The sequence below is a fragment of the Rhodanobacter sp. OK091 genome (genome assembly GCF_900142825.1).
Classification (GTDB): domain Bacteria; phylum Pseudomonadota; class Gammaproteobacteria; order Xanthomonadales; family Rhodanobacteraceae; genus Rhodanobacter.
In genome coordinates this window covers 269,454-295,557 of record NZ_FRCH01000001.1, presented here as the reverse complement: position 1 = coordinate 295,557, position 26,104 = coordinate 269,454, and the positions used below count along the sequence as shown (strand labels likewise).

General features: G+C 64.9%; 23 protein-coding genes and 1 tRNA gene. 18 read left to right on the top strand and 6 right to left on the bottom strand.

The genetic code is table 11. The features are described from left to right. Nucleotides 1–503 precede the first annotated feature (503 nt). The 5 genes from BUA26_RS01470 to BUA26_RS01450 all read left to right on the top strand — a co-directional run bounded on the left by BUA26_RS01470 (nucleotide 504) and on the right by BUA26_RS01450 (nucleotide 7,487). On the top strand, nucleotides 504–1,391 hold the full coding sequence (locus tag BUA26_RS01470) for a pseudouridine synthase (RefSeq protein WP_072757250.1): 888 nt from the start codon (nucleotides 504–506) through the stop codon (nucleotides 1,389–1,391). A gap of 112 nt (nucleotides 1,392–1,503) precedes the next feature. After that, nucleotides 1,504–3,513, top strand: a complete 2,010-nt coding sequence (locus tag BUA26_RS01465; RefSeq protein ID WP_072757249.1) for an OPT family oligopeptide transporter — start codon at nucleotides 1,504–1,506, stop codon at nucleotides 3,511–3,513. Nucleotides 3,514–3,654: 141 nt separating this feature from the next. Continuing rightward, complete coding sequence (mprF, locus tag BUA26_RS01460) at nucleotides 3,655–6,261, top strand: bifunctional lysylphosphatidylglycerol flippase/synthetase MprF (RefSeq protein ID WP_255368117.1); 2,607 nt, start codon at nucleotides 3,655–3,657, stop codon at nucleotides 6,259–6,261. Beyond that, entirely contained in the window at nucleotides 6,258–7,055 is a 798-nt protein-coding gene (locus tag BUA26_RS01455) for an AcvB/VirJ family lysyl-phosphatidylglycerol hydrolase (protein WP_072757247.1), read from the top strand. Before mprF ends, BUA26_RS01455 begins: the two co-directional genes overlap by 4 nt. Nucleotides 7,056–7,145: 90 nt before the next feature. Beyond that, the gene (locus tag BUA26_RS01450; protein WP_072759920.1) at nucleotides 7,146–7,487 is read left to right on the top strand and encodes a carboxymuconolactone decarboxylase family protein; all 342 of its coding nucleotides are present in this window, start codon (nucleotides 7,146–7,148) and stop codon (nucleotides 7,485–7,487) included. Between the two features lie 87 nt (nucleotides 7,488–7,574). On the opposite strand, the gene BUA26_RS01445 is transcribed toward BUA26_RS01450, so the two are convergent. Continuing rightward, on the bottom strand, nucleotides 7,575–7,949 hold the full coding sequence (locus BUA26_RS01445) for a DUF4087 domain-containing protein (protein ID WP_072757246.1): 375 nt from the start codon (nucleotides 7,947–7,949) through the stop codon (nucleotides 7,575–7,577). Nucleotides 7,950–8,114: 165 nt separating this feature from the next. Here BUA26_RS01445 and BUA26_RS01440 point away from each other — a divergent pair, with 165 nt between their 5' ends. The 4 genes from BUA26_RS01440 (at nucleotide 8,115) to BUA26_RS01425 (ending at nucleotide 13,029) form a co-directional block, all read left to right on the top strand. Further along, the gene (locus tag BUA26_RS01440; protein WP_072757244.1) at nucleotides 8,115–9,185 is read left to right on the top strand and encodes a class I SAM-dependent methyltransferase; all 1,071 of its coding nucleotides are present in this window, start codon (nucleotides 8,115–8,117) and stop codon (nucleotides 9,183–9,185) included. A gap of 13 nt (nucleotides 9,186–9,198) precedes the next feature. Next, complete coding sequence (locus BUA26_RS01435; RefSeq protein ID WP_072757242.1) at nucleotides 9,199–9,903, top strand: pseudouridine synthase; 705 nt, start codon at nucleotides 9,199–9,201, stop codon at nucleotides 9,901–9,903. Nucleotides 9,904–10,003: 100 nt separating this feature from the next. Beyond that, nucleotides 10,004–12,250 carry a TonB-dependent receptor gene (locus BUA26_RS01430; protein WP_072757240.1) on the top strand — a complete coding sequence of 749 codons (2,247 nt, stop codon included), beginning with the start codon at nucleotides 10,004–10,006 and terminating at the stop codon, nucleotides 12,248–12,250. Nucleotides 12,251–12,270: 20 nt separating this feature from the next. Continuing rightward, the gene (locus tag BUA26_RS01425) at nucleotides 12,271–13,029 is read left to right on the top strand and encodes a phosphatase PAP2 family protein (protein ID WP_083572834.1); all 759 of its coding nucleotides are present in this window, start codon (nucleotides 12,271–12,273) and stop codon (nucleotides 13,027–13,029) included. Here the strand turns inward: BUA26_RS01425 and BUA26_RS01420 are convergent. The 4 genes from BUA26_RS01420 to BUA26_RS01405 form a co-directional block, all read right to left on the bottom strand. Continuing rightward, nucleotides 13,026–13,370: a YkgJ family cysteine cluster protein gene (locus BUA26_RS01420; protein ID WP_072757236.1), complete on the bottom strand. Its 345-nt coding sequence runs from the start codon at nucleotides 13,368–13,370 to the stop codon at nucleotides 13,026–13,028. The two genes, BUA26_RS01425 and BUA26_RS01420, sit on opposite strands and share 4 nt — an antisense overlap. A gap of 60 nt (nucleotides 13,371–13,430) precedes the next feature. Then, complete coding sequence (locus tag BUA26_RS01415; RefSeq protein WP_072757234.1) at nucleotides 13,431–14,024, bottom strand: DUF1415 domain-containing protein; 594 nt, start codon at nucleotides 14,022–14,024, stop codon at nucleotides 13,431–13,433. A 52-nt stretch (nucleotides 14,025–14,076) separates the two neighbouring features. Further along, nucleotides 14,077–14,352, bottom strand: a complete 276-nt coding sequence (locus tag BUA26_RS01410) for a hypothetical protein (RefSeq protein WP_143154139.1) — start codon at nucleotides 14,350–14,352, stop codon at nucleotides 14,077–14,079. 179 nt (nucleotides 14,353–14,531) lie between these two features. Further along, nucleotides 14,532–14,915: a hypothetical protein gene (locus BUA26_RS01405; protein ID WP_072757230.1), complete on the bottom strand. Its 384-nt coding sequence runs from the start codon at nucleotides 14,913–14,915 to the stop codon at nucleotides 14,532–14,534. Between BUA26_RS01405 and BUA26_RS01400 the strand changes: the two genes are divergently transcribed. After that, nucleotides 14,902–15,672: a lysozyme family protein gene (locus BUA26_RS01400; RefSeq protein WP_143154138.1), complete on the top strand. Its 771-nt coding sequence runs from the start codon at nucleotides 14,902–14,904 to the stop codon at nucleotides 15,670–15,672. The two genes, BUA26_RS01405 and BUA26_RS01400, sit on opposite strands and share 14 nt — an antisense overlap. A gap of 85 nt (nucleotides 15,673–15,757) precedes the next feature. Then, the gene (locus tag BUA26_RS01395) at nucleotides 15,758–17,317 is read left to right on the top strand and encodes a protein adenylyltransferase SelO (RefSeq protein WP_072757228.1); all 1,560 of its coding nucleotides are present in this window, start codon (nucleotides 15,758–15,760) and stop codon (nucleotides 17,315–17,317) included. A 47-nt stretch (nucleotides 17,318–17,364) separates the two neighbouring features. On the opposite strand, the gene BUA26_RS01390 is transcribed toward BUA26_RS01395, so the two are convergent. Beyond that, nucleotides 17,365–17,441 (bottom strand) — tRNA-Arg (locus BUA26_RS01390). Nucleotides 17,442–17,586: 145 nt separating this feature from the next. Between BUA26_RS01390 and BUA26_RS01385 the strand changes: the two genes are divergently transcribed. From BUA26_RS01385 to BUA26_RS01355, 7 genes are all read left to right on the top strand, one after another. Continuing rightward, nucleotides 17,587–19,122: an L-piperidine-6-carboxylate dehydrogenase gene (locus tag BUA26_RS01385; RefSeq protein WP_072757226.1), complete on the top strand. Its 1,536-nt coding sequence runs from the start codon at nucleotides 17,587–17,589 to the stop codon at nucleotides 19,120–19,122. A 97-nt stretch (nucleotides 19,123–19,219) separates the two neighbouring features. Then, nucleotides 19,220–19,522 (top strand): DUF4190 domain-containing protein, encoded by a 303-nt coding sequence (locus BUA26_RS01380; protein ID WP_072757224.1) that lies wholly within the window; start codon nucleotides 19,220–19,222, stop codon nucleotides 19,520–19,522. A gap of 7 nt (nucleotides 19,523–19,529) precedes the next feature. Then, entirely contained in the window at nucleotides 19,530–20,306 is a 777-nt protein-coding gene (locus BUA26_RS01375) for an SDR family NAD(P)-dependent oxidoreductase (protein WP_072757222.1), read from the top strand. Nucleotides 20,307–20,329: 23 nt separating this feature from the next. Further along, nucleotides 20,330–21,097 (top strand): class I SAM-dependent methyltransferase, encoded by a 768-nt coding sequence (locus BUA26_RS01370; RefSeq protein WP_072757220.1) that lies wholly within the window; start codon nucleotides 20,330–20,332, stop codon nucleotides 21,095–21,097. A gap of 3 nt (nucleotides 21,098–21,100) precedes the next feature. After that, nucleotides 21,101–22,138 carry a quinone-dependent dihydroorotate dehydrogenase gene (locus BUA26_RS01365; RefSeq protein ID WP_072757218.1) on the top strand — a complete coding sequence of 346 codons (1,038 nt, stop codon included), beginning with the start codon at nucleotides 21,101–21,103 and terminating at the stop codon, nucleotides 22,136–22,138. A gap of 10 nt (nucleotides 22,139–22,148) precedes the next feature. After that, nucleotides 22,149–23,177 carry a UDP-N-acetylmuramate dehydrogenase gene (murB, locus tag BUA26_RS01360; protein ID WP_072757216.1) on the top strand — a complete coding sequence of 343 codons (1,029 nt, stop codon included), beginning with the start codon at nucleotides 22,149–22,151 and terminating at the stop codon, nucleotides 23,175–23,177. An 890-nt stretch (nucleotides 23,178–24,067) separates the two neighbouring features. Further along, nucleotides 24,068–25,378: a GGDEF domain-containing protein gene (locus tag BUA26_RS01355; protein WP_072757214.1), complete on the top strand. Its 1,311-nt coding sequence runs from the start codon at nucleotides 24,068–24,070 to the stop codon at nucleotides 25,376–25,378. Nucleotides 25,379–26,104: the final 726 nt, after the last annotated feature.

Genomic DNA, 26,104 nt, shown 5'->3' with positions numbered 1-26,104 from the left:
TCCTTCACCCACCCGCCGCTGCAGAGGGGCCCCGGTAAAGCAACGCGCCTCCTGCGCGTACTTTTCAGAAGAGCAGAGCAACAGCCAGAGCGACGCTTCGCTTCGGCTTTTCACCGAGTGCGGGCCAGGAAGGCCCGCTGCTCTACCCGGGGCCCCTGTGCGGCGGTGAGACGGGGACGACAGGCCGCGCAGCGGGAGTCGACAAGGAGGTCGACTCCTTTTCGTCAGGGCAGGAGCCCTGTCGAAAAGCCCGGCCCCGGCTCACGGACTTGCCGGGCAGGAAGCCCGGCAAGCGCCAAGCGGGGTGGCCTTTCTCTTTGGTTATCTTTCTCTTTGGCCACACAAAGAGAAAGTAACTCGGGCGCCGCAGGCGCACGAAAGCTCTTCGCTTCAAACCAACAACCAGAGAGAAAAGCCATCGCGACTGAAGTCGCTCCCACAAAAATCCAGACATGCGTCTCACGGCGGCCAGTCCGGCAGGGCGCATTAGACTGGCGGCAGCTATGAATCCAGCCACCCCAACCTTCACCCGCGACCCCCATGCCAGCACCGTGCATCTGCCTGCTGGCGCATGGCCGACCGCGCTCGACGGCCTATGCGCACAGTTCGCCGCGATCAGTCGCGAGCAATGGCTGGATCGCATCGTGCGTGGACGCGTGCTGGACGGGCAGGGTGTCGCGATCACGCTGCAGACGCCGTATCGGGAAGGGATGTGCATCCACTATTACCGCGAGGTGGTGGATGAGCTGCCGATTCCGTTTACCGAAACCGTGCTGCATGCGGACGACCATCTGGTAGTGGCGGATAAGCCACACTTTCTGCCGGTGACGCCGGCGGGCGGTTTCGTCGAGCAGACGTTGCTGCGTCGGTTGATCCGTCGGCTGGGCAATCCTGACCTGGTTCCGCTGCACCGTATCGATCGGTTGACCGCGGGACTGGTGCTGTTCTCGGCGAACCGAAACAGCCGGGCCGCCTATCAGTCGCTGTTTCGCGAGCGCCGGATCGACAAGCGTTACGAGGCGCTGGCCGCGGCCTTGCCGGCACTCGAATTTCCGTTGTCGCGGCGCTCGCGCATTGTCGCTGGCGAGCCGTTCTTCCGCATGCGGGAGGCCGACGGCGAGCCGAACAGCGAGACGCGGATCGAGCTGATCGAGCGCGGCGGCGACCGCTGGCGCTATGCGCTGCATCCAGTCACCGGCAGGAAGCATCAACTGCGCGTGCACATGGCCGCACTGGGTGCGCCGATCGCGGGTGACACGCTGTATCCGGATCTTGCCGAGAAATCAGATGACGATTACCGGCATCCGCTGAAGCTGCTGGCCCACAGCCTGGCGTTTGTCGACCCGCTTTCCGGCGGGTCGCGGCGATTCGAGAGCCGGCTGACATTGTGACGCTTGGCACGCCGGAGTGCCGGGGCGCAAGGGGTAACCCTCTGCGGCCATTCCACGCTATCTTCCACCGCAGCATCCGTCCGGGGGAGAAACAAACGTGAGTGCACAACCCATGTCCAGCACGACGCCGCGCAATGAATTGACCATGCGTGGCGTGATCATCGGCGTCGTGATTACCGTGGTGTTCACCGCGGCCAACGTGTTTTTCGGCCTCAAGGCCGGCCTGACCTTCGCCACCTCGATTCCCGCCGCGGTGATCTCGATGGCGGTGCTGCGCTACTTCAAGGGCGCCACGATGCAGGAGAACAACATCGTGCAGACCGTCGCGTCGGCGGCCGGCACCTTGTCCTCGATCATCTTTGTGCTGCCCGGCCTGATCCTGATCGGCTGGTGGACGGGCTTCAACTACTGGACCTCGTTCGCCATCTGCGCGCTGGGCGGCATCCTCGGCGTGATGTATTCGATCCCGCTGCGCCGTGCCCTGGTCACCAATTCCGATTTGCCGTATCCCGAAGGCGTGGCCTGCGCCGAAGTGCTGAAGGTCGGTGCCGGCGGTGGCGAGGGCATCAGCGCCGCAGCGGCCGCCGAATCCAATCGCGCCGGCCTGCTCGCGGTGCTGTGGGGCTCGATCGTCTCGGCGGTGTTTGCGGTGGTGGTCGCGACACGGGTATTCGCAGGCGACGTGGTGCATTACTTCCGCGTCCGCGGCGATACCGGTGGCGTCACCGGGTTCGATTTCTTCCTGTCGTTCGCGTTGTTCGGTATCGGCCACCTGGTCGGATTGTGGGTCGGCATCGCGATGCTGGTGGGTGCCTTGGTTGGCTGGGGCTGGGGCGTGCCGCATTTTTCCGCGCTGGTGCCGGTGACCGGCTCGATCGCGGAGCTGGCTGGTGCCACCTGGAGCCACAAGGTCCGCTTCGTCGGCGCCGGCACCATCGGTGTGGCCGCCATCTGGACCCTGGCCAAGCTGGTCAGGCCGGTGATCACCGGCCTGACTTCCGCCATGGCCGCTTCGCGTGTGCGTGGCGCCGGCAATGCCGCCTCGCTGCCGCGCACCGAACACGACATCCCGATCGGCCAGGTCGGCCTGATCTCGCTGGTGTGCCTGCTGCCGATCGGCTGGTTGATCGCGAACTTCGCGATGACCGCCGGTCATGGACTGGGCGACCACGTGGTGGCTCTGGTGGCCAGTGGAGTCATCTTCGTGGTGCTGATGAGCTTTTTCGTGTCGGCCGTATGCGGCTACATGGCGGGCCTGATCGGTTCCTCCAATAGCCCGTTGTCGGGCATCGGCATCATCGTGGTGATCAGTGCGGCGCTGTTGTTGATGTTCGGTATCCGCTCGAGGCTGCCCGTCGGCAGCGAGAACGCACTGGTGGCGTTCGCCTTGTTCATCACCTCGATCGTGTTTGCCGCCGCGGCGATCGCCAACAACAATTTGCAGGATCTCAAGACCGGGCAGCTGGTCGATGCGACGCCGTCCAAGCAGCAGTGGGCGCTGGTGATCGGTGTGATCGCCGGTGCCGCGATCATTCCGCCGATCCTCGACCTGCTCAATCATGCTTACGGATTCGTCGGCGCGCCCGGCCCGCAGCGTGTCAATGCGCTGCCCGCACCGCAGGCCGGGTTGATCTCGGCGCTGGCGCAGGGCGTGATCAAGAACAATATCGACTGGAGCCTGATCGAGATTGGTGGGGCGGTCGGCGTGGTGATGATCATCATCGACGAAGTGCTGCGCCGCACGACCAAGTCCGCCCACTTGTCGCCGCTCGCGGTGGGCCTGGGTATCTACCTGCCGACCCAGAGCACGCTGATGGTGGTGGTCGGTGCGGTCGCCGGCTGGTGGTTCGACCGTCGCGCCGACCGCAGCGCGAAGAATCCCGAGGCGACCAAGCAACTCGGCGTATTGCTGGCCTCCGGCATGATCGTGGGCGAGGGCTTGCTCGGCGTAGTGATCGCTGCCTTCGTCGCGTTTTCCGGCAAGGACTATCCGCTCGACGTGGTCGGCGACACCTTCGCGCACGGTCCGGCGCTGTGGATCGGCGGCGCGGCGTTCATCACGGTGATGCTGTTGCTGTACCGCTGGGTGGGCCGGCTGGGGCAGGGTTCGACGAACGCATAGCGGATGCCCGGAGCCAGGCCGCCGTACGGCGGCCAGCAGGGCCGTGCAGCGACCTGAGCGATGGTTCATGAGCCCGCCGCTGATTGCCAGTCAGCTTCAGTGTGGCAACCTAGTGGGTCTTCAACAGGGGGCGTTGGTCGCGTGGAGCAGGAAAAAGTCGAGCAGGTTCAAGGCGTCGGAGAGATCCTGACGCCGCCGAGCCAGCGCACGGTGCTGTTGCGCCGGCTCGCCGGGCCAGTGCTGTCGGTGGCCATGCTGTGTCTGGCGTTATGGGCGCTGCACCTGCTGGCCAGAGAGGTGAACTACCACCAGGTGCGCCAGTACGTGCAGAGCATTTCGCACGCACGCCTGCTGCTGGCGGTGCTGTTCACCTTGTCGGGCTATGCGGTGATGACGTTGTACGACCGCTTTGCGCTGGCCTCGATCGGGCGACGGCTGGCATGGCATCGGGTCACCTTGATCTCGTTCATCAGCTACGCCTTCAGCAATGCGGTGGGCATGTCGCTGCTGGTATCCGGCTCGATCCGTTATCGCTTTTACATCCAGAACGGCCTGTCCACCGGCGAGGTGGCCAAGGTGGTGTTGTTCTGCACCACCAGTTTCTGGCTGGGTCTGCTGGCGCTGACCGGAGTGACCTTGCTGTGGGTGCCGCTGCCGTCCGGACTGATGCTGGCGGCGTACCGCTTGCCATTGGGCGCGCTGCTGACGTCGGTGCCGCTGGCATGGTTGGCCGGCGGCCTGATTCGTCGTCCGCTACGCATAGGGCGCTGGCGCGTGAGCATGCCGTCGGTAGCCACCGGCTTGCGCCAGATCCTGGTTGGCGCGCTGGACTGGGGGCTGGCCGCGGCCGTGCTCTACGTGCTGATGCCGGATGAGCTGAACAACGGCTTCGGGCATTTCCTGGCGATCTTCGTGATTGCCCAGATCATCGGCCTGGTCAGCCACGTGCCTGGCGGTCTCGGTGTGTTCGAAGCGGTCATGCTGGCTGGTTTCGGCGCCACCGGCAACCAGGCCCTGGCCGCGCCTATCCTCGGCGCACTGGCCGCGTTCCGCGTCATCTACTACTTGCTGCCGCTGTGTACCGCCACCGTGCTGGTGCTGCAGCGCGAAGCGCGCGGCCTGCGCGAGAAATCCCTGCTGACGCCGTGGTTCACTGGCCTGCTGCCGTCGTTCTTCGCGGGATTGACTCTGGTCTCCGGTGCGGTGTTGCTGTTTTCCGGCGCGACCCGTGCGCTGCCTGTGCGCATGGCCATCCTGCGCGACATACTGCCGTTGTCCGTGCTGGAGGTATCGCATCTGCTGGCCAGCGTGATCGGCATGCTGCTGCTGATCCTCGCCCGCGGCCTGCAGCGCCGGCTGGACGCGGCCTATTGGCTGACCCTGGTACTGCTGCTGGCCGGTGCGGTGTTCTCGCTGCTGAAAGGCATCGATTACGAGGAAGCGACCTTGCTTGCCTTGCTGGCGATGGCGCTCGCGCCGGCGCATCGGCTGTTCTATCGGCGCGCCTCGCTGTTCAGCACGACCTTCTCGATCGGCTGGATCGGGGCGATCCTGGCGGTACTCGGTTGCGCCACCTGGCTGGTGTTGTTCAGCTACAAGCACGTCGATTACAGCGCCGACCTGTGGTGGGAATTCAGCTTTTACCAAGGCGGTGCGCCGCGCGCCCTGCGCGCGCTGGTGGCCGCGGCGGCAGCCGGCATGCTGTTCGCGCTGGCCAGCCTGATCAGGCCGGTGCGGCTGCATCGCGAACCGCCCAGCGAGGCGGATCTGAGCCGCGCGCTGCCGTTGATCAAGCAGTTTCCTTCGGCGCAGGCGCATCTGGCGTTGACGGGCGACAAGAGTCTGCTGTTCGACGCCGCACAGGAGGCGTTTGTGATGTACGGCGTCGAAGGCCGCAGCTGGGTGACCATGGGCGATCCGGTGGGCAGCAACGAGGACGCACGGCGCGAACTGGTCTGGGCGTTCCTCGAACAGTGCGAGCACGCCGGTGGCTGGCCGGTGTTCTATCAGGTGAGCCCGGCCGATCTGGATCTGTATCTGGAAGTGGGCATGAACCTGCTGAAGATCGGCGAGGAGGCGCGCGTGCGGCTGGACTCGTTCAATCTGGACGGCAAATCGAAGAAAGTGTTGCGCAATACGGTGAACAAGCTGACTCGCGACGGCTTTTGGCTGGAGATCGTGCCAGCCGCTGCAGTGGCGCCCCTGCTGCCGCGCCTGAAGGAGATCTCCGACGCATGGCTGCGCGACAAGAACGTACGCGAAAAACGCTTCTCGCTGGGGGCGTTCGATCCGCGCTATCTCGCGCGCACGCCGATGGCGCTGGTATGGCAGAACGACCGCCTGGTGGCGTTCGCCAACCTGTTCCTCAACGACACCCATGAGGAGGCCTCGGTGGATCTGATGCGATTCCTGCCCGACGGGCCGACCGGCATCATGGATTACCTGTTCGTGGAACTGATGCAGTGGGCGCAGGCCGAGGGGTATCGCTGGTTCAACCTCGGCATGGCGCCGCTGGCCGGCTTGCAGAACCGCCGCCAGGCGCCACTGTGGAACCGTTTCGGCGCGCTGGTCTTCGGTCGCGGCGAGCGCTTCTACAACTTCCGCGGGCTGCAGCAATACAAGGACAAATTCGATCCGGAATGGGAACCCCGCTACATGGCGGTACCCGGCGGCATTGCCTTGCCGATGATCCTGGCCAACGTGGCCAGCCTGATCTCCGGTGGACTTTCCGGCGTAGTGCGCCGATGAAACGCAGGGGCTGGATCATGCTGGCAGCGGTGGGCGCAGGCCTGATGGGTATCGCACTGATCTGGAGCCCGTGGACGCGAGTCAGCCTGGAGCAGGCCACCCTGGTGCTGCCGGTCAGCGACATCAGCGTGGCGCCGCCGGCCGGCAAGGGCGACGTCATGGCGATCATCTATTCCGGCGATGGCGGCTGGGCCGACCTGGACCGGCGGCTGGGCATCGCTTTCATCGACCGCGGCATTCCGGTGCTGGGTGTCAACACATTCAAGTACTACTGGCGCGAGCGCACGCCGGAGGAGTCGGCGCAGCAGCTCGATGCGCTGATGACGAAGTACGTCGGCGTGTGGGGCAGGCAGCGTGTCTGGCTGGTGGGCTTCTCCTTCGGTGCCGATGTCTTGCCGACGATCATCGACAAGCTCAGCCCGGAAAACCGCGCGCGCATCACCCAACTGGTGCTGCTGTCGCCAAGCCGGGATACCACCTTCGAGATCGAACTCGAGGGCTACATGATCAAGCAGGGCTGGTTCAAGGAGCACGTCAAGACGCTGCTGCAGCGCGTCAATCCGATCCGGCACTACGACACCATGCCGCCGCTGCAGGCCTTGCAGAGCCAGCCGCCGGTGGTTTGCTATTACGGACTGGACGACAGCGACGACAGCCTTTGCGACGAGCCGAACCTGCCGGCTTGGGTGACGGTTCACGCCAAGAAGGGCAGCCACCATTTCGACGGCGGCTATCCGCCGCTGGTCAGGCAGATGCTGGAGGAGTTGCCGGCGACGGCCGGCAGCACGCACTGAATCGCTGATGCGCGCATCGGCCCAGTGGCGCATCATGGGTGTCCACGGTCGGGCGTGGTGCCTGGCCGCCACGTCAGCGAGGTGATTCCCATGTTGGATTGGCTGGGTTACCGCAAGGAATTGGTCGGGCGCATCGGCGAGATCGGCAAGCTGAGCCCGGATACGTTGAAGGGTTACCAGACCCTGTCCGGCGCTGGCGAGAAGACCGGCCAGCTGGACGCCAAGACACGCGAGCTGATCTCGCTGGCGGTGGCGGTCACCACCCGCTGCGATGGCTGCATCACCGTGCATACCGGTGAGGCACTGAAGCAAGGTGCTACCCGCGAGGAAATCGCCGAGGCACTCGGTGTCGCCGTGGCGATGAACGCCGGTGCCGCGCTGGTGTTTTCGGCGCGGGTCATGGATGCGGTCAACGCACACAGCGCCGGTTGAGTTGGCGCGACTGGTGGCCGTCACCGGCCGGTTCGGAGCTGGCGGCCACCTTGCATGCGGAGCGGTTCGCGGCATCTGCTGCCAGCTTCATTCCGGTTCCTTCAGTGCGTGATCCCGACGACAGACCGCAAGAGCCTTGGCGTGAGCGGTCGTGATGCGCATGACTTCGTGCGTGCTGGCGGAGACCACGACATCGAGGCAGGCGCAGCCATGCCCGTGGTGTCCGTTGGTGTCGATCCATTGGGCATCACTGAACTCGGGCCAGTCGCCGTCGGCCTGGTGACCGCCCTGAATGCCGATTACCCATTCGCCGTCCCGGTCGAACAGCGACGCGTTGCCCGGCGTCGGGTTGTCGAACCAGCCGCAGCGGGTCTGGGTTTTGGCTGAGGATTCCTGTGCCGGCGCCTCGGATACGGCCAGCACGATGCAAAGCAGAGTCGGTAGCACTTTCCAGTACGTCATGGTTATCTCGGCGATGTCATTCGGGGTGAAGCCTGCTCGATGTGACGCCGGGTCGGCGTCGAGTTCGCCGGATCATGCCACGACAGTTCCGCCATGGAGTGGCGTGGGTGTCGGGGCTGGCCGCCACGTACAATGCCGTCACTGTTTCATGGTTGAAGAGATGAAGTGACTGCTGCCGGATTTTTCGCAGCTGCGCCGGATGCGGCGCTGGCTGCTCTGTTTGTGCCGTTCGAATCGGCCGAGTTGTGCCTGCCGACGGACGGCCGCGTGCTGTTCCTGCGCGCGCGTGCCGGTGTGCGTCTGCGTGAGATGGCGCAGCCCGGCTGGCTGTGCGAGCAGGGCTTCATGCCGTTTGCCGATGAGCTGGCTCGCAACGGTCTGCGCGTGGGTGAGCCGGCCGACAGTGAGATGTTCCCGCTGGTGCTGGTGCTCCCGCCGCGTCAGCGCGACGAGGCGCGCGCGTTGTTCGCCCGTGCCTTGTTGCACACGGCCCCGGGCGGCACCGTGCTGGCCAGCATGCCGAATGCCGAGGGCGCGAAGTCGGGCGAGGCGGATCTGGCGGGATTGGCCGGCACTGTGCAGCATCAGTCCAAGCACAAGTGCCGGGTGTTCTGGAGCACGCCGAATGCGGCCGGCATCGATCAGGCCTTGCTGGCCGAATGGCTGGCGCTGGATGCGCCGCGCGAGATCGTCGACGGTTATGTCAGCCGTCCCGGCCTGTTCGCCTGGGACCGCATCGATCGCGCCTCGGCGCTGTTGGCCGCGCATCTGCCGCACGATCTGCATGGCCGCGTTGCGGATCTCGGTGCCGGTTATGGCTATCTCGCCAGCCAGGTCGTGGCCCGTTGCCCCAGCGTCGGCGCGATCGACCTGTACGAAGCCGAGTCGCGCGCACTGGAACCGGCACGGCTCAATCTGGCCAGGGCGCAGCGCGATTGCGGCCGCGAGCTGGCGGTGGCGGTGCATTGGCACGATGTCACGCGTGGCTTGCCGCAGCGTTACGACGCCATCGTCAGCAATCCGCCGTTTCATCAAGGCCGGGCCGATCTGCCGGAGCTGGGCCGTGCATTCATCACCAGCGCGGCCGAGGCGCTGTTGCCGGATGGCCGTCTGCTGATCGTGGCGAACCGGCATCTGCCGTATGAGGCGATACTGGCGGCGCGTTTTCGCGACGTGCGCACGCTGGTGACGCAAGAGGGTTTCAAGGTGATCGAAGCAACGGGAGTGCGTGGATGAAACGGGTCAAGCCATGAAACTGGTCAAATTAATCGCGAACCTGGGCTATGGCAGCCGCAAGGATGTGGCGCAGTTGTTTCGCTCCGGCCGCATCACCGATGCGGACGGCGAGGTGCTGTATGCCGACGACGTAGTGGCGTACGAAACCATCCGTGTCGACGACGAGCCGCTCGATCCACCGCCGGGCCTGGTGCTGATGATGAACAAGCCACTAGGCGTCACCTGCTCACGCAAGGATCCGGGCCGGGTCGTCTACGACTTGTTGCCGCCGCGTTACAACGTACGCTCGCCGGTGTTGTCCAGCGTGGGCCGGCTCGATCGCGATACCAGCGGCCTGCTGCTGTTTACCGACGACGGCGCGCTGCTGCACCGGATCATCTCGCCGAAGGCGCAGGTGACCAAGGTCTACGAGGCCACCCTGGCGGAGGACCTGCGCGGCGACGAAGGCGCGCTGTTCGCCAGCGGCACGCTGATGCTGGAAACGGAGAAGGAGCCGCTGGCGCCGGCCGTGCTCGACGTATTGGGGCCGCGGCATGCAAGGCTCACCGTCACCGAGGGGCGCTATCACCAGGTGCGCCGCATGTTCGCTGCGGTGGGCAATCATGTCGAGGCGCTGCAGCGCATCTCGGTCGGTGGACTCAGGCTGGGCGCACTGCCGTTGGGCGAATGGCGGCCGCTTGCCGCCGATGAGGTTGCGTTGATTTTCCAGGCGGGGTGATGCGCAACATCTTGCATGCCTGAAACAGTAACAAAACCGTCAAGGCGTGTTTCTAGGCTGCTGCAGTTTGCCCTCCGGGCTTCTGCAAAGGCTGACTCTGATGACGCTACCTTCCAAGGCGCGCCACGCGTCTTTTGACGTGCGCCCGCTGGCAAGTTCGATCCGCCGGTTTTATCGCATCGCGTTCCTGTGCACCGCCGCGCTCACGGTCAGCGTGAATGCAGCGGCCACCGACGTGCCGGCGGTGACGCCAGTGAAGCCAGCGACCCAGCAGCTGCAGGAAGTCGAGGTGCGCGCCGATGCCAATTCGGCAATCACCCAGGCGCCGGTGCAGGCGGAACTGAACATCACGCAGCCGCAGTCGGTGATCGGGCTCGACTACATCAGCAACCACGTCGCGCCGACCGCCGACTATTCGGCGATCGCGAACATCGCACCGGCCGTTTCGACCATCGGGGTCAGCGGTCCGGGCCTGGGCGAATCCAAGCAGATGACTTTGCGCGGCTTCAACGACAACCAGTACAACGTGACCTACGACGGCATTCCGTTTGGCGATACCAACGACTTCAGCCATCACACCAGCAGCTACTTCCCGGCGAAAATGATCGGCGAGATCACGGTCGACCGCGGCCCGGGCGGCGCCAGCCAGATCGGCGAAGCCACGTTCGGCGGCACCGTGGCGCTGCGTTCGAAGGATGCGCTGGACACGTTCTCGTTCATTCCCACAGTCAGTGTCGGCAGCTACGGCACCACGCTGACCCATCTGGAACTCGACAGCGGCCGCATCGACAGCCTCAATGGCGGCAAGCTGATCGCCAGCGCGCAATACAATGACACCGACACCGCGCGCACCAACTCGCCGATGTCGCGCAAGACCGGCTACATCAAGTACGTGCAGCCGGTGGGCAGCAGCACCGAGCTGACCTTCCTCAGCAACTACAACTACATCCGCTTCAACAACCCGGACAAGACCACGCTGACCCAGCAGCAGATCGACACGCTGGGCCGCAACTTCGGCCTCAACACCGATCGCACCAGCACCGACTGCTATTGCTACAACTACCAGACCAAGGAGACCGATCTGGAGTACTTCGGCGTGCGCAGCGCGCTGAGCGAGACCTGGCAGCTGGACAACAAGACTTATACCTACGCTTACGACAACGACAGCCACGAGAGCCCGTACATCGGCACGAAAGCGTCGAAAAAGAACATGGGCGGCTACGACAAGGTCAACTCGTACCGCGCCTGGGGCGACGTGCTGGCGCTCTCGCATGTTGACGACAACGGCCAGTTCAACACCGGCGGCTGGTACGAGTTCACCCACAACGACCGCTACAGCGTGGCGCTTGACTACGGCCTTGGCGGTATCCACGACGTGAAACCGGGCAGCAGCGACCTCACCGCCTACAAGTACACGATGGTGGACCGCATGCGCACCACCCAGCTGTATGCCGAATACGCCTGGCATGCGACCGACGGGCTGACCATTACGCCGGGCGTGAAGTACCTCAGTTTCACCCGCTACATCAACACGCCGCGCAACCAGACCACCAAGACCCCGCTGAACTACAGCAAGACCTGGGACAAGACGCTCGGCTACCTGTCGGCCAACTACATGTTGAGCAGCGAGTGGAGCGTGTATGGACAGCTCGCGCAAGGTTTCCTCGCGCCGAATCTCAACCAGTTCTACGTGCCGCATCCGGAGAACAATCGCACCTCGCCGCAGCAGACGATGAACTATCAGTTCGGCACGGTCTACAAGACCGATCGCTTCAACGCCGATGCCGACGTGTTCATGATCGACTACAAGAACTTCCCGCTGGTCGGCACCGATCCGGTCACCCACGAAGACACTTTTGCGCTGGCCAAGGGCGCCCGCCTGAAAGGCATCGAGGCCGAAGCCACGTACTATCTCGGCGACGGCTTCAGCGCGTATGCGAATGGCTCGGTGATCGACGCGAAGTTCAAGCGTTCCAGGCTCGACCTGCCGAACGTGCCATCCAGCACCGCGGCGCTGGGCGTGATGTTCGATCACGACGGCTATTTCGCATCGCTGGGCGAGAAGTACATCGGCGGACAGAAGGTGTATGACGGCAGCCTCAATCCCGACAATGCCGCCTCGGTCACCGGAGTCGGTCAAACCGGAGGCTTCTGGCGCGCCGCGATGAGCCTCGGCTATGGCCAGAACCTCTCGGGCTCGTTCATCAAGAGCTACAAACTGCGCCTGCAGGTGGACAACCTGTTCGACGCCAAGCAGCAGGTGGCCGATTCGCAGAAGGGCAAGGACACTTATTTCCTGGTGTTGCCCGGCCGCAGCTGGTTCGCCTCGGTATCGCTCGCCCTCTGACCACGATCGGAACCCTGCGCATGACTCATATATCGACGCGACTTGGCGGCGTGCTGCTTGGCTTGCTGCTGCTGTGCGGCGGCAAGGTATCGGCCGCCGAGCATTATCTCGACGATGCCCAACTGCACGCCGCGGTGGCGATGCTGCCGGCACCGTCGCCACTGGGCACGGCCGAGGACATCGCCGACCGCAGCGTGACCTTCCACGTCTACACCGCGCGCACCGCCGACGAGGCGGCGCAAGCGAAGGCGGAAGAGACGTTCGATGCGTTCTCGTTCGCCGCGGTGCTCGGCCCCGGTTTCACCGCCCAACGGTTGCCGCATGTCGCGGCGCTGTTCGACGAGGTGAAGAAGGAAGCGAACAAGGCCAAGAACGAGGCCAAGGCGAGCTTTCGGCGCGAGCGCCCATGTCCGGTCAATTCGTGCCAGTGGGATCCCGAAGGCGACGCGCAGGACTGGAAGAACCGCGACTACGGTTACCCGAGCGGTCACAGTACGCGCGCCACCGTGTTCGCGATGCTGCTCGGTCACCTGCTGCCACAGCGCGCCGATGCCATCGACCGCTATGCCCGCGAGGTGGGTTGGAGACGGGTGATACGCGGCGTGCACACGCCGCAAGACATCTATGCCGGACGCGTGCTCGGCCAGACGCTGGGGCGCGATTTCCTGGCCAGCCCGGCGATGCGGAAGGATCTGGATGCCGCCGCCCGCGAGTTGGACGCAGCGGGTTTCGCTACCGATGCGGCGACAGCGAAAAGCCCGGTAACAGCCGGCGGCTAAAGCAGGTGCACTGCCGTGGGGATGGCCGCGCCGAACCACTTGTGCCGTTCGTCGCGGCAGCTCGGGCTGCCCATCGCATACTTGCGGCAGATGGTGGGGCGATCATCGTAGATGGTGCAGCCGGAGGTATTCGGATTGACCGCGGCGCACCAGCCGTCCTCGCCCTTGGCCAGGGTTTCCATGCCATGTTCGTCGCGAGCGACCAGCCAGGCCGGTACGTGATCCTCGGGCATCAGCACCACGGTGAGACGACAGCACACGGCTTCGCAGGTCGTGCATTGCACGCCGGGATCGACGCTTTCCGCGTAGGGATCGAGATCGGAGTGGGGGAGATTGTTCACTCGTCAGCATGACAGCTTCACCCGGCGCGAATGTGAATCGCATGTTGCGAGTGGCGACGATCAATCCTTCGTGTCGCGCCACAGCGCCTGCCAGCCATCGGTGCCCAGCCGCTGCAGCGTCTCGATATTGCGCCGGTAAATGCTGTCGGTATCGCTCATCGCGTCCATCGCGCGTTCGATGCTGGATTCGCGCAGCAGATGAAGCGTAGGGTAGGGCGAGCGGTTGCTGAAGTTCTCGATCGCATCCGGCGCGCTGTCGGCGAACTGGTAGTCGGGATGGAAGCTGGCTACCTGCCACTCGCCTTCCAGTCCCAGCGTCTGCACGGCCGCGTCGGCCACGTCGAGGAAGTCGTTGTAGTCGAGAAAGTCGGTGAGTGCGAACGGGTGGATCAGCAGGCCGGTTTCGCATTCGTCCGGCGTCAGCGCGTTCAGCGACTGCAGTTCACCGCACAAGTCGTCGAGCAACGCGTCGGTGTCGCGCGCGTGGCTCACCCGCAGGCGCAACTTGCCCTGCACATGCGGCGCACGGGCGAACGGGCACAGATTGAGGCCGATCACCGCACGTTCCAGCCAGCGCGTGGTGGCGGCGATGTACGGCGCATCCGCGGGCAACGCATCGGCGTTGAGGCTGGCGGGCGGCGGTGTGTCGTTCATGCGTATCTCGCGGGAAAGGGGCGGCGCCGACTATAGCGGCTGCTGTGCGAGATCATTCCTGCTGTAGAAGCAATCCATCCAGGGCCTGCGGGCGTGCTGTCAGCCACGCGTAGGAACCTGCGGTGCAAAAAGCTGTTTTAATGCGGGTCCCCGACGCGGCGGTGCCATCTGTCATTTGCCCGCTTCTGATCAGGATGCACCCGTGGATGGTTTGACCCCAACGACCACCGATGCTTTGCATGGCGAGAGTCGCGAGCACTCCCGGGTCGGCGGTTTTCCGGTGACGTTTCATCCATCGATCGAGTGCCAGCCCGTTGCTGCCAGGCATGGCCGCGCTCGTGCGCATCGCTCGGCCACGCCTGGCGGCTTCAGCGATGTGCCGATATGGGGACAGGACCGGCCGTCGATGGCACGCCACGTCCGGCACCGTTCACCCGGCGACGCATGCCAGGAAATGGGCATGGCCCAGCCTCTGGTCGCGGATTCCACGGTTGTGCGGGACACCCCTCAAGCATCGGGCCGCGTGCATCTGATGGCGCCGGCGCGGTGGAAAGCCGGTGACGTGGCGGCACGCCGCATCGAGCGGGTTGTTCCGATGCCGGCACCTGTCCAGTGGAAGCGTTCGCGGACCGTGCATGGTCGTTTGACCTCCAGCATGCCGTCGCCATCGGCGCGAGAGTGGTTGTTGCCGCCCATGTGGCCGCTGGATGGATGGCGCATGACGGCCGCAGCCGGTTTGCGGCAGATCGTCGACGTCCGGATCGTGCCGTGGGCGCGGATGAGAATATTGTCGTGGTCGGCCTGGGCCAGCGCCAGCGCATACCGGTACAGGCTAGCGGCAGGCTTCGCCGTCAGCGCCGTTGCCGCCGTCGCCCTGATGTCGCTGCACATTGGCACGCTGCATCCCGATACGCCAGCAGCACCCGTCAGGACGCTGGCGGTCGTGCCGGCAAGTCTCGCTCGCGCAGCTGTTCCGCCGTCTTTACCAGCCAAGCTGGCGCCCGTGACGGCGATTGCCGCGCCGATCCCGGCAAGCGAGCCGGCGGATTCGCAGTCCACCCGTTCTACGCCGGCCGAAACCGGTCATCGCCTGCTGTCCGACGTCAGCACGATGGATCTGATGATGCCGGTCGAGGAGCCTGACCTCGACATCACCTCCCGGCAGAGTTTGTGGTCGGAGGTCGGCAAGGCCTCCGGAGTCGATCCGCTGCTGCTGTACAGCGTCGCCCTGGTGGAATCGAAGGCGCTGTATCCGGATGGCAAGGTTGCGCCCACGCCATGGCTGTTCCGCGTCAACGATCATCTGGTGCGCGGCGACCGGCATGACGTGCAGCTGGCGATGGCGGCGGCGAGCCAGTTTGGTTCGGCCGTGCAGGACGTCGGCATCATGCAGGTCTACTACCCGATGCACCGCGACGCCGTGCGCGATCCGCTGGCCTTGCTGAATCCGCGCACCAACATCACCGTGGCCGCGAAAATCCTGCGCGACGGCATGCACGAGACCAGCGATCGGGTGCTTGGCGTGGGCTACTACCACAGCCATACGCCGGCCCTGGCCAGGGATTACGGCGCCGCCGTGCTGACCGTTTACCAGCGGCTGAAAGCGATCCACCGGCCGGTGGGACACGCGCAGATCGTGGCGCGCTAGCGGGCGGTCCGTACGCTGTGCTGGCCTTGCATCGAGCCAGTGGCGCCCGGATATAGGCTGCATCATTCCGGCTCGCGCAACCCACATGTTCACCTTGCAGTTCGACAACGCGTTCGTGCATGAGCTGCCCGCTGATACGGAGCAGGGCGCACGCCTGCGCCAGGTCGAAGGCGCCCTGTATTCGCGCATCGAACCCACGCCGGTGGCCGCGCCGCGTTTGCTGGCGCATTCGGCGGAGATGGCGGCGACGCTGGGACTCAGTGAAGCGGATGTGGCGACCCCGGAGTTCGCGCAGCTGTTCGGCGGCAATGCGCTGCTCGATGGCATGCAGCCGTATGCGGCGAACTACGGCGGGCACCAGTTCGGCCAATGGGCGGGGCAGCTGGGCGATGGCCGCGCGATCGCGCTGGGCGAGGTGGTCAACGCGGCCGGCGAACGCTGGGAGCTGCAGCTGAAGGGTGCGGGACTGACGCCGTATTCGCGTGGTGCCGACGGGCGTGCGGTGCTGCGCTCGTCCGTGCGCGAGTTCCTGTGCAGCGAAGCGATGCATCACCTGGGCGTGCCGACCACGCGTGCGTTGAGCCTGGTCGACACCGGCGAGGCGGTGGTGCGCGACATGTTCTACGACGGCCACGCGAAACCGGAGCCCGGTGCGATCGTCTGCCGCGTGGCACCTTCGTTCATCCGCTTCGGTAATTTCGAATTGCCCGCCTCGCGCGGCGATACCGCGCTGCTGCGGCAACTGGTCGATTTCACCATCCGCCGCGACTTCCCGGCATTGCAGGGCCACGGCGAAGCGCTGTATGCGACGTGGTTTGCGCAGGTATGCGAACGAACCGCCACGATGATCGCGCACTGGATGCGCGTGGGTTTCGTACATGGCGTGATGAACACCGACAACATGTCGATCCTGGGCCTCACCATCGACTATGGTCCGTACGGCTGGGTCGACAATTTCGATGCGGAATGGACGCCGAACACCACGGATGCACAGCGCCGCCGCTATCGCTACGGCCAGCAACCGAACGTGGCGTGGTGGAATCTGAGCCGTCTCGCCGGCGCGCTGGCTCCGCTGTTCGACGGCATCGAGCCGCTGCAGGAGGGGCTGGATCGCTATGCCGCGGCCTATGCCGCTGCCGATCGCGGCAACATCGCCGCCAAGCTGGGTCTGGCCGAATGCCGCGACGACGACCTGGCGTTGATGCAGACACTGCAGGGGCTGATGCAACAGGCCGAGATCGACATGACACTGTGGTTTCGCGCACTGGCCGATATCGACCGCCAGGCGCCGACGCTGACGCCGATGCTCGAGGCGTTCTACGACGAGACAAAACGGCGTGAGGCCGAGCCGGCGCTCAACGACTGGCTGGCCCGCTACGTCGCACGACTTGCGCAGGACCCACTGTCGCCGCAGCAACGTCGCGAACGCATGCGCGCGGCGAATCCGCGCTACGTGCTGCGCAACTACCTCGCCCAGCAGGCGATCGACCGCGCGGAGCAGGGCGACGCCAGCGGCATTGCCGAGCTGCTCGATGTGATGCGCCATCCGTACGACGACCAGCCCGGCCGCGAGGCGTTCGCGCAGAAGCGCCCGGACTGGGCGCGGCACAAGGCCGGCTGCTCGATGCTGTCGTGCAGTTCCTGAGCCGGAAAGCGCAAAGGCCGGGATGGCCGGCCGCCGGGTTCAAATATTGGTGCCCTCGAGACGATTCGAACGTCCGACCTGTCCCTTAGGAGGGGACCGCTCTATCCAACTGAGCTACGAGGGCAGCGGCGGGATTTTCGCATGGATCCTGCGCTGGTGCGATCCGGTCGGCTTTGCTGAGGCATGGCCGGGTGGCCTGCTAGAATGGCCGTTTGATACGCCTTCATTTCACGGTGCCGGCAGGCGCCACGCAAGTTCAGGAGACATCCATGTCCCACGCAATCCTCACCGCGCTTGGCCTCGATGGCGAGCAGTCCGGCAGCTACCTCGGCCAGGGCGAGTGGTCCAAGACCACCGACGCCGGTGCGCTGCAGCCGGTGAATCCTGCCACCGGTGAGGTGTTAGGCACCGTGCATGCCTCCAGTGCCGCCGATTACGAAGTGATCGTCAAGCGCGCGCAGGCCGCGTTCAAGGTATGGCGCACCACGCCGGCGCCGCAGCGTGGCGAAGCGGTCCGCCTGTGTGGTGAAGCGCTGCGCAAGCACAAGGATGCGCTGGGCTCGCTGGTCGCGCTGGAGATGGGCAAGATCAAGCCCGAGGGCGACGGCGAAGTGCAGGAGATGATCGACATCGCCGATTTCGCGGTGGGCCAGAGCCGCATGATGTACGGCGCCACCATGCACTCGGAGCGCCCCGGCCATCGCATGTACGACCAGTACCACCCGCTGGGCCTGGTCGGCATCATCAGCGCGTTCAACTTCCCGGTCGCCGTATGGGCGTGGAACGCGATGCTGGCCACCATCGCCGGCGACATCTGCATCTGGAAGCCGTCGCCGAAAACGCCGCTATCGGCGGTCGCCACCATCCGCATCTGCAACGAAGCGTTGAAGGCCGGCGGTTTCCCGGACCTGTTCTTCCTGTTCAACGATGCCGGCACCGATCTGTCGCAGGGTTTCGTCGACGACAAACGCATTCCGTTGATCAGCTTCACCGGCTCGACCAAGGTCGGCCGCATGGTCGGCGAGCGCGTGGCGCAGCGCATGGGCCGTTCGCTGCTGGAGCTGGGCGGCAACAACGCCATCATCCTCGATGAAAGCGCCGACCTGAAGCTGGCCATCCCGGGCATCGTGTTCGGCGCCGTCGGCACCGCCGGTCAGCGCTGCACCACCACGCGCCGCCTGTTCGTGCACGAATCGATCTACGGCAACGTGCTGGAGACCCTGGTCAAGGCGTACAAGCAGGTCGAGGGCAAGATCGGCGATCCCAACCTTTCCACCACGCTGATGGGCCCGCTCAACAGCCAGGAAGCGGTGCAGGGCTATCTCACCGCGGTCGAAAAGGCCAAGGCCGCCGGCGGCACCATCGCCACCGGCGGCGCGGCGCTGGCCGATCGCAAGGGCAACTTCGTGCTGCCGACGATCGTCACGGGCATCGCCAATTCGCACGAAGTCGTGCAGACCGAAACGTTCGCGCCGATCCTCTACGTGATGCCGTTCAAGACGCTGGACGAGGCGATCGACATGCAGAACGACGTGCCGCAGGGCCTGTCCTCGTCGATCTTCACCAACAATCTGCGTGGTGCCGAGCAGTTCCTGTCGGCGGCGGGTTCGGACTGCGGTATCGCCAACGTCAACATCGGTACGTCCGGTGCGGAGATCGGCGGCGCGTTCGGCGGCGAGAAGGAAACCGGCGGCGGCCGCGAATCCGGTTCGGATGCATGGAAGGTCTATATGCGCCGGCAGACCAACACGATCAACTATTCGAGTTCGCTGCCGCTGGCCCAGGGAATCAAGTTCGACCTGTAACGATGTAAGCGGGTCACGGGCGGTTCGCCGTCCGTGACCCGCGGCGAGACGCTGAACCGCTTCGACAAGTTTCCTCCCGACACGAGTGAGCGATCCGATGAGCTATCAACCGCCTTATCGACCAGCGTCCGGTACCAATTCGCTGGCCATCGTGAGCCTGATCTTCGGCATTCTTGCCTGGTGCGTGCTGCCGTTCATCGGCGCGATCGTGGCGATCGTCTGCGGCCATCTGGCACGCGGCGAGATCCGTCGAGCCCCGCCCGATCACGCCATCGAGGGTGACGGTCTGGCGGTGGCCGGCCTGGTGCTCGGCTACATGCAGCTGGTGCTGTGCGTGCTGGCGCTCTTCGTGTTCATCGCCGTGCTGATCTTCGGCTTTGCGTTCTCGAACTGGCACTGATCGTCGAATGGGTGCCGAACAACCTTCCGCTCCTTTCGATTTCAACGGTTATCGCGTCGTCGTCGCCGGCGGAAGCCGCGGCATCGGCCGCAGCATGGCGCTGGCTTTCGCCCAGGCCGGTGCTGCCGTGTCGATCTGCGCGCGCGGCGCCGCGGCGCTGGAAGAAGCCCGCCAGGCAATCGCCAGGCAAGGTGTCACCGCACATGCACAGAGCTGCGACCTGGCCGATGCGACGGCGATCGACGCCTATGTGACGGACGCGGCCGCCGCGCTCGGCGGCATCGACGTGCTGGTCAACAACGCCAGCGGCTACGGTTTCGACGAGACCGACGAGGGCTGGCTAGCCGGTTTCAATGTCGACCTGATGGCGGCCGTGCGCGCGTCGCGGGCCGCGTTGCCGTATCTCAAGGCGTCGCCGCAGCCGTGCATCCTGCACACCAGTTCGATTGCGGCATTGCGTCCGCGTGCCAGCGGTGCGCCATATGCGGCGGTGAAGGCGGCACTGAGCCAATACACCACCTCGCAGGCGCTGGCCCTGGCCGAGCATCGCATCCGCGTCAACGCGATCGCGCCGGGTTCGATCGCGTTCGCCGACGGCCTGTGGGAGCGCCGCAAGCTCGAACAGCCGGAGCTTTATCGCGCCACGCTCGCGAAGATTCCGTTCGGCCGTTTCGGCAGGCCCGAGGAAATCGCCCATGCCGCGCTGTTCCTCGCTTCGCCGTTCGCAGGCTGGATCACCGGGCAAACCCTGGTCGTCGACGGCGGCCAGATGCTCAATGGCTGACGGGACAAGACAGGACAGATGACATGAGCGACCTGCATTCCACCGCGCGCTTCAGCGACCGCGTCGACGACTACGTGCGCTACCGGCCGGATTATCCGCCGGCGCTGATCGAGTGGCTGCAGCGCGAGCAGGGCGTCGATGCGGCTTGGCGGGTGGCGGATGTCGGTGCCGGCACCGGTATCTCGTCGAAGATGTTTCTCGATGCGGGCTATCGTGTGACGGCGGTGGAGCCGAATGCGCCGATGCGCGCCGCCGCCGAACGCTGGCTGCAGGCCTACGAAAATTTCGATGCCGTCGATGGCAAGGCCGACGCCACCGGGCTGCCCGATGCCAGCGTGGATCTGGTCACCGTGGCGCAGGCCTTCCACTGGTTCGACCAGGAAACCACGCGACGCGAGTTCGCACGCATCCTGCGCCCGCGCGGACTGGCGGCGATCTGGTGGAATTCACGCCGGCTCACCGGTACGCGCTTTCTGGAGGGTTACGAGGCGCTGCTGCAGCAATTCGGGACCGACTACGCCAGCGTGGCCGAGCGATATACCGATGACGAGCGGATGCGCGCCTGGTTCGGTGCCGGTTTCCGCGGAAGCGCCCGTTTCGAGCACGCCCAGCGACTGGACTTCGAGGCGCTGCGGGGCCGCCTGATGTCGTCGTCGTATGCGCCGCAGGCCGGTCACCCTCAGCACGAGCCGATGCTGCGCGAACTGCGCGAGCTGTTCGACAACTGCGCCGAACAGGGCACGGTAAGCTTCGATTACGACACCCGCATCTTCGCCGGACATATGGCCTGACCCATGTACGACTACCTGCGCCCGCTGCTGTTCAAGCTCGATCCCGAAACCGCGCATCGCGTCACCTTGTACGGGTTGGGCGTGGCCCAGCGAAGCAACTTCGCACACTGGATCGCCAAACCTCCGGCGGATCTGCCGGTCACGGTGTTCGGCATCACGTTCCCGAATCCGGTGGGCCTGGCCGCCGGGCTGGACAAGAATGCCGAACATCTCGATGCGTTGAATGCGCTGGGATTCGGCTTCATCGAAGTCGGCACGGTGACGCCGCTGCCACAGCCCGGCAACGACAAGCCGCGCATGTTCCGGCTGCCGCAGTACGAGGCGATCATCAACCGGCTCGGCTTCAACAATGGCGGCGTCGATGCGCTGGTGCGCAACGTGCGGCAGTCCAGCTACCACGGCGTGCTCGGCATCAACATCGGCAAAAACAAGGACACGCCGAACGAGAAGGCGGTCAACGACTACCTGACCTGCCTGCACAAGGTCTACGAACACGCCAGCTACATCACGGTGAACATCTCCTCGCCGAACACCCAGGGGCTGCGCGACCTGCAGCAGGAAGCCACGCTGTACAAGTTCATCTCGTTGCTGCGCGCGGCACAGGAGCGGCTCGGCTCGCAGCACGGCCGACGCAAGCCGATGCTGCTGAAGATCGCGCCGGATCTGAGCGAAACCGAGCTCGATGCGATCGCCGAGGTGCTGCTGCGCACCGGCATCGATGGCGTGATCTGCACCAACACCACGATCGACCATGCGGCGGTGGCCGGCGATCCGCATGGCGGCGAAACCGGAGGGGTGTCCGGCAAGCCGCTGTTCGAGCGTTCCACCGCGGTGCTCGCCAGCATGCATCGGCGTCTGCAGGGACGCGTCCCGCTGATCGGCGTGGGCGGCATCCTCGAAGGCAGCGATGCCGCCGAGAAGATCGATGCCGGCGCCTCGCTGGTGCAAGTCTATTCGGGCCTGATCTATCGCGGGCCGCATCTGGTCGGCGAATGCGTCAACGAGATCCGCCGCCAGCGCGAGGCCGCCCATGCTGTCTGAACGCACGGACATGGGCGGTTACACGCTCATCGAGAACGCCTCGCTGGCCAACCGCAACACGCTGCGCGTGGATGCACGGGCGACGCTGCTGGCGGAGATCCGCGACGCCGGCAAGCTGCCCGAACTGCTCGACTTCCCGGCCGTGCGCAACGGACGTCTGCTGGTGCTGGGCGAGGGCAGCAACGTGCTGTTCACGGGCGATTTCGACGGCACTGTGCTGGCGATGGAAACCCGCGGTGTGCAGGTGGAGAGCGATGGCGACAGCGCACGCATCGCGGTGGCCGCCGGCGAGCGCTGGGACGATTTCGTGCGCTGGACACTGGGCCACGGTTACGCCGGCCTGGAAAACCTGATCCTGATACCCGGCACCGTGGGCGCGGCGCCGATCCAGAACATCGGCGCCTATGGTTGCGAGGTGGCGGAGTTCGTCGAGAGTGTGGAAGCGTGGGACACCCGCGAGCGCCGCGTGGTGATGCTGGATCACGCGGTCTGCGCGTTCGCCTACCGCGACTCGCTGTTCAAGCACGAGCCCGGCCGTTACATCGTCACCGCCGTGCGCTTCGTGCTGCCGCGCAGCCGTCCGCTGCGCACCGATTACGCGGGCATCAACGAGCAGCTGGCGCGCATGGGCGTGGACAAGCCCGCGCCGTTCCACGTCGCCGAGGCGGTGGTGCACCTGCGCACCAGCAAGCTGCCCGACCCGGCGGTGATCGGCAACGCCGGCAGCTTCTTCAAGAACCCGATCGTCGATGCCGCGCTGGCCGACGCGCTGAAGCGCGAACATCCTGGTCTTCCTGCCTGGCCGCAGCCCGACGGCCGCTGCAAGGTCTCCGCCGCCTGGATGATCGAGACCGCCGGTTTCAAGGGTTTTCGCGAAGGCGATGCGGGCATCTCCAACCGGCATGCGCTGGTGCTGGTCAATCACGGGAAGGCGACTGGTCAGCAACTGTGGGCGCTGGCGCAACAAGTGATGCTGGGTGTGCGCGAGAGGTTCGGCGTCATCTTGGAACCGGAGCCGGTGGTGATCGGCGCGCGCTGAGTTTTGCAGATTTTCCTGTGGGAGCGACTTCAGTCGCGATGGCTTTGCGCTTGGTGGTTTGTTTGAAGCGAAGAGCTTTCGTGCGCCATGGGCGCCCGAGTCACTTTTCTCTTGTGTGGCCAAGAGAAAAGTAACCAAAAGAGAAGGCCACCCCGCTTGGCGCTTGCCGCCCATCCCTGGGCGGCAAGTCCGTGAGTCGGGGCCGGGCTTTTCGACAGGGCATCCTGCCCTGGCGAAAAGGCATCGACATCCTTGCCGATGCCCCTGCGGGCCTGTCGACCCCGTCTCACCGCCGCACAGGGGCCCCGGGTAGAGCAACGCGCCTCCTGCGCGTACTTTTCAGAAGAGCTAGGTCAACAGCCAGAGCGACGCTTCGCTTCGGCTTTTCACCGAGTGCGGGCCAGGAAGGCCCGCTGCTCTACCCGGGGCCCCTCTGCAGCGGCGGGTGGGTGGAGGAACAGCCCGCAGGGTGGCCGGCATGGATGCCGGCCAGTTTGGCGTCAGGGCAGGATGCCCTGTCGACAAACCCCGGAACCCACCCGCGGACTTGCCGGGCAGGAAGCCCGGCAAGCGCGTAAGCGGGGTGCTCTTTCTCTTTGGTTACTTTCTCTTTGAGCACGCAAAGAGAAAGTGACTCGGGCGCCGTAGGCGCACGAAAGCTTTTCGCTTCAAACAAATCAAACAAGCGCAAAGCCCTCGCGACTGAAGTCGCTCCCACAAAAGCATGTGCCGCCGGCGCCTGTCGTGGTCGGGGCGGGTTGATACGGCGCCTGGAACGGCTTCTCCTGCGAGTCCGCCGAGGTTGCATGCTCAAGATTTGAAGGAATGTGCCGATAGCTGCGGTGAACGTCGCCGAATTGTGCGCGTGCTTGCCGTGTCGGAGGCCAGGATTGAATTACTCCCTGATCCCAGATTTCATCGCCATATCCGGTCTGGTACTGGTATTCGGTTCGTTGCTCCGGCACAGCCGACAGACACGGTTGCGTTCCTGGTTGATCGGTTGGATTCTGATCCTCGTCCACATCGTGGCCCAGATCGTCAACAGCGCGCTGCCGCCGGGTAAGGCGGCCGATGCAGCATTGGCCGTGTCTCTGGCGATGTTGTTGCTCACCGCCATCACCTTCATTTGGGCCGGCAACGACCGCCAGACCGCTCGAGTAAAAGACCTCTACCTGATGTTGTTGGCGTCGGTCCCCGAGGTGGTGCTTTTTGGCTGCCTGGTATACGACGTTCACTCGACAGGCACGTACCTTGCGCTTACCGCGCTTGGTGTGATGACCACACTGTGGGTTTTTCGCGGAAAACAACAGGGAGCACAAGGCTTTCAGCGTCTGGCTCGCGTGCTTGGCGTCGCGGTGGTGTACAGCGTTCAGGCGATTCTAGTGTTGCGCGAATCGTTCGACCTGATCCTGGTCTGGATCTTGTTCTCCTACTACGTCGGGGTGGCGTTCTTCTTCTGGCATAGGGCGCCACGATTCACTGTGGGCGTCGTATTCACCACGATAAGCTTTGTCGCCTGGGCGGCGGTGTTTCCGATGGCTTATCTATTGCAGAGCTACCTACCCTCAGTTCACCTGGACAACGAGGTTTGGAACCTGCCTAAGTTTCTGGTGGCGACGGGCATGATCTTCACCTTGCTGGAGGAGAAGATGGGGCAGGCGGAATATGCCTCGCTGCACGACTCGCTGACCGATCTGCCGAATCGGCGCATGTTTGTCCGCGAGCTGGAGGCAGCCTTGACTGAGGCGCGTGGCAGCGCGCGCCGGGTGGCCTTGCTGATCCTCGATCTGGATGGCTTCAAGGAGATCAACGACCGCTACGGTCACGCCGTGGGCGACGCCTTGCTGCAGTCGGTGGCGCAGCGTCTGCAGTCCCATATGCGCGAGGGCGACGTCCTGGCGCGCATGGGTGGTGACGAATTTGCGGCCATTCTGACCAGCATGTCCCATCGGGCGGCCGTCGAGCGCATCGCGCACAAGCTTGCGACGGCACTGGAGTCCGAGGTCGAGTGCCAGGGGTTTCGCCTCTCGATCAGTGTCAGCGTGGGTCTGGCGCTTTCACCCGAAGACGGTGACGACGAGCTGCAGTTGTATGCCAATGCCGATCGCTCGATGTACGAGCACAAGTTGGTCAATCGAACCCGGTCAACGGCCGGCGGGCTGTTGTCGGGACAGCCTCACGAGGCCGTCTCGCTGCAATGAGCTCCATCAGCGGCAGATAACACGCTGCGTTCATCGATGGGTGGCAAGTCCGTAAGCCAGGGTTAGTGGTGATCGGCATCTGCCGGACTCTATCGGTACCTGCCGGATTTTCTTGTAGGAGCCCGCTTGCGGGCGATGCCCTTGCTCATTTTTGTTGATTAAGTGCAGAGCTTTCACCCTCCTGCGGAGGGCGAGTTACTTCTCTTTTGCTTGTCCAAAAGAGAAGTAACCAAGAGAAAACGACCCCCCGCTTACGCGCTTGCCGGGCTTCCTGCCCGGCAAGTCCGCGGGTGGGTGGCGGGGTTTGTCGACAGGGCCTCCTGCCCTGACGCCAAACTGGCCGGCATCCATGCCGGCCACCCTGCGGGCTGTTCCTCCGCCCACCCGCCGCTTCAGAGGGGCCCCGGGTAGAGCAACGCGCCTCCTGCGCGTACTTTTCAGAAGAGCCAGAGCAACAGCCAGAGCGACGCTTCGCTTCGGCTTTTCACCGAGTGCGGGCCAGGAAGGCCCGCTGCTCTACCCGGGGCCCCTGTGCGGCGGTGAGACGGGGACGACAGGCCGCACAGCGGGAGTCGACAGGGAGGTCGACTCCTTTTCGCACGGGCAGGATGCCCGTTCGAAAAGCCCGGCCCCGGCTCACGGACTTGCCGCCCAGGGATGGGCGGCAAGCGCCAAGCGGGGTGGCCTTTCTCTTTGGTTACTTTCTCTTTGGCCACACAAAGAGAA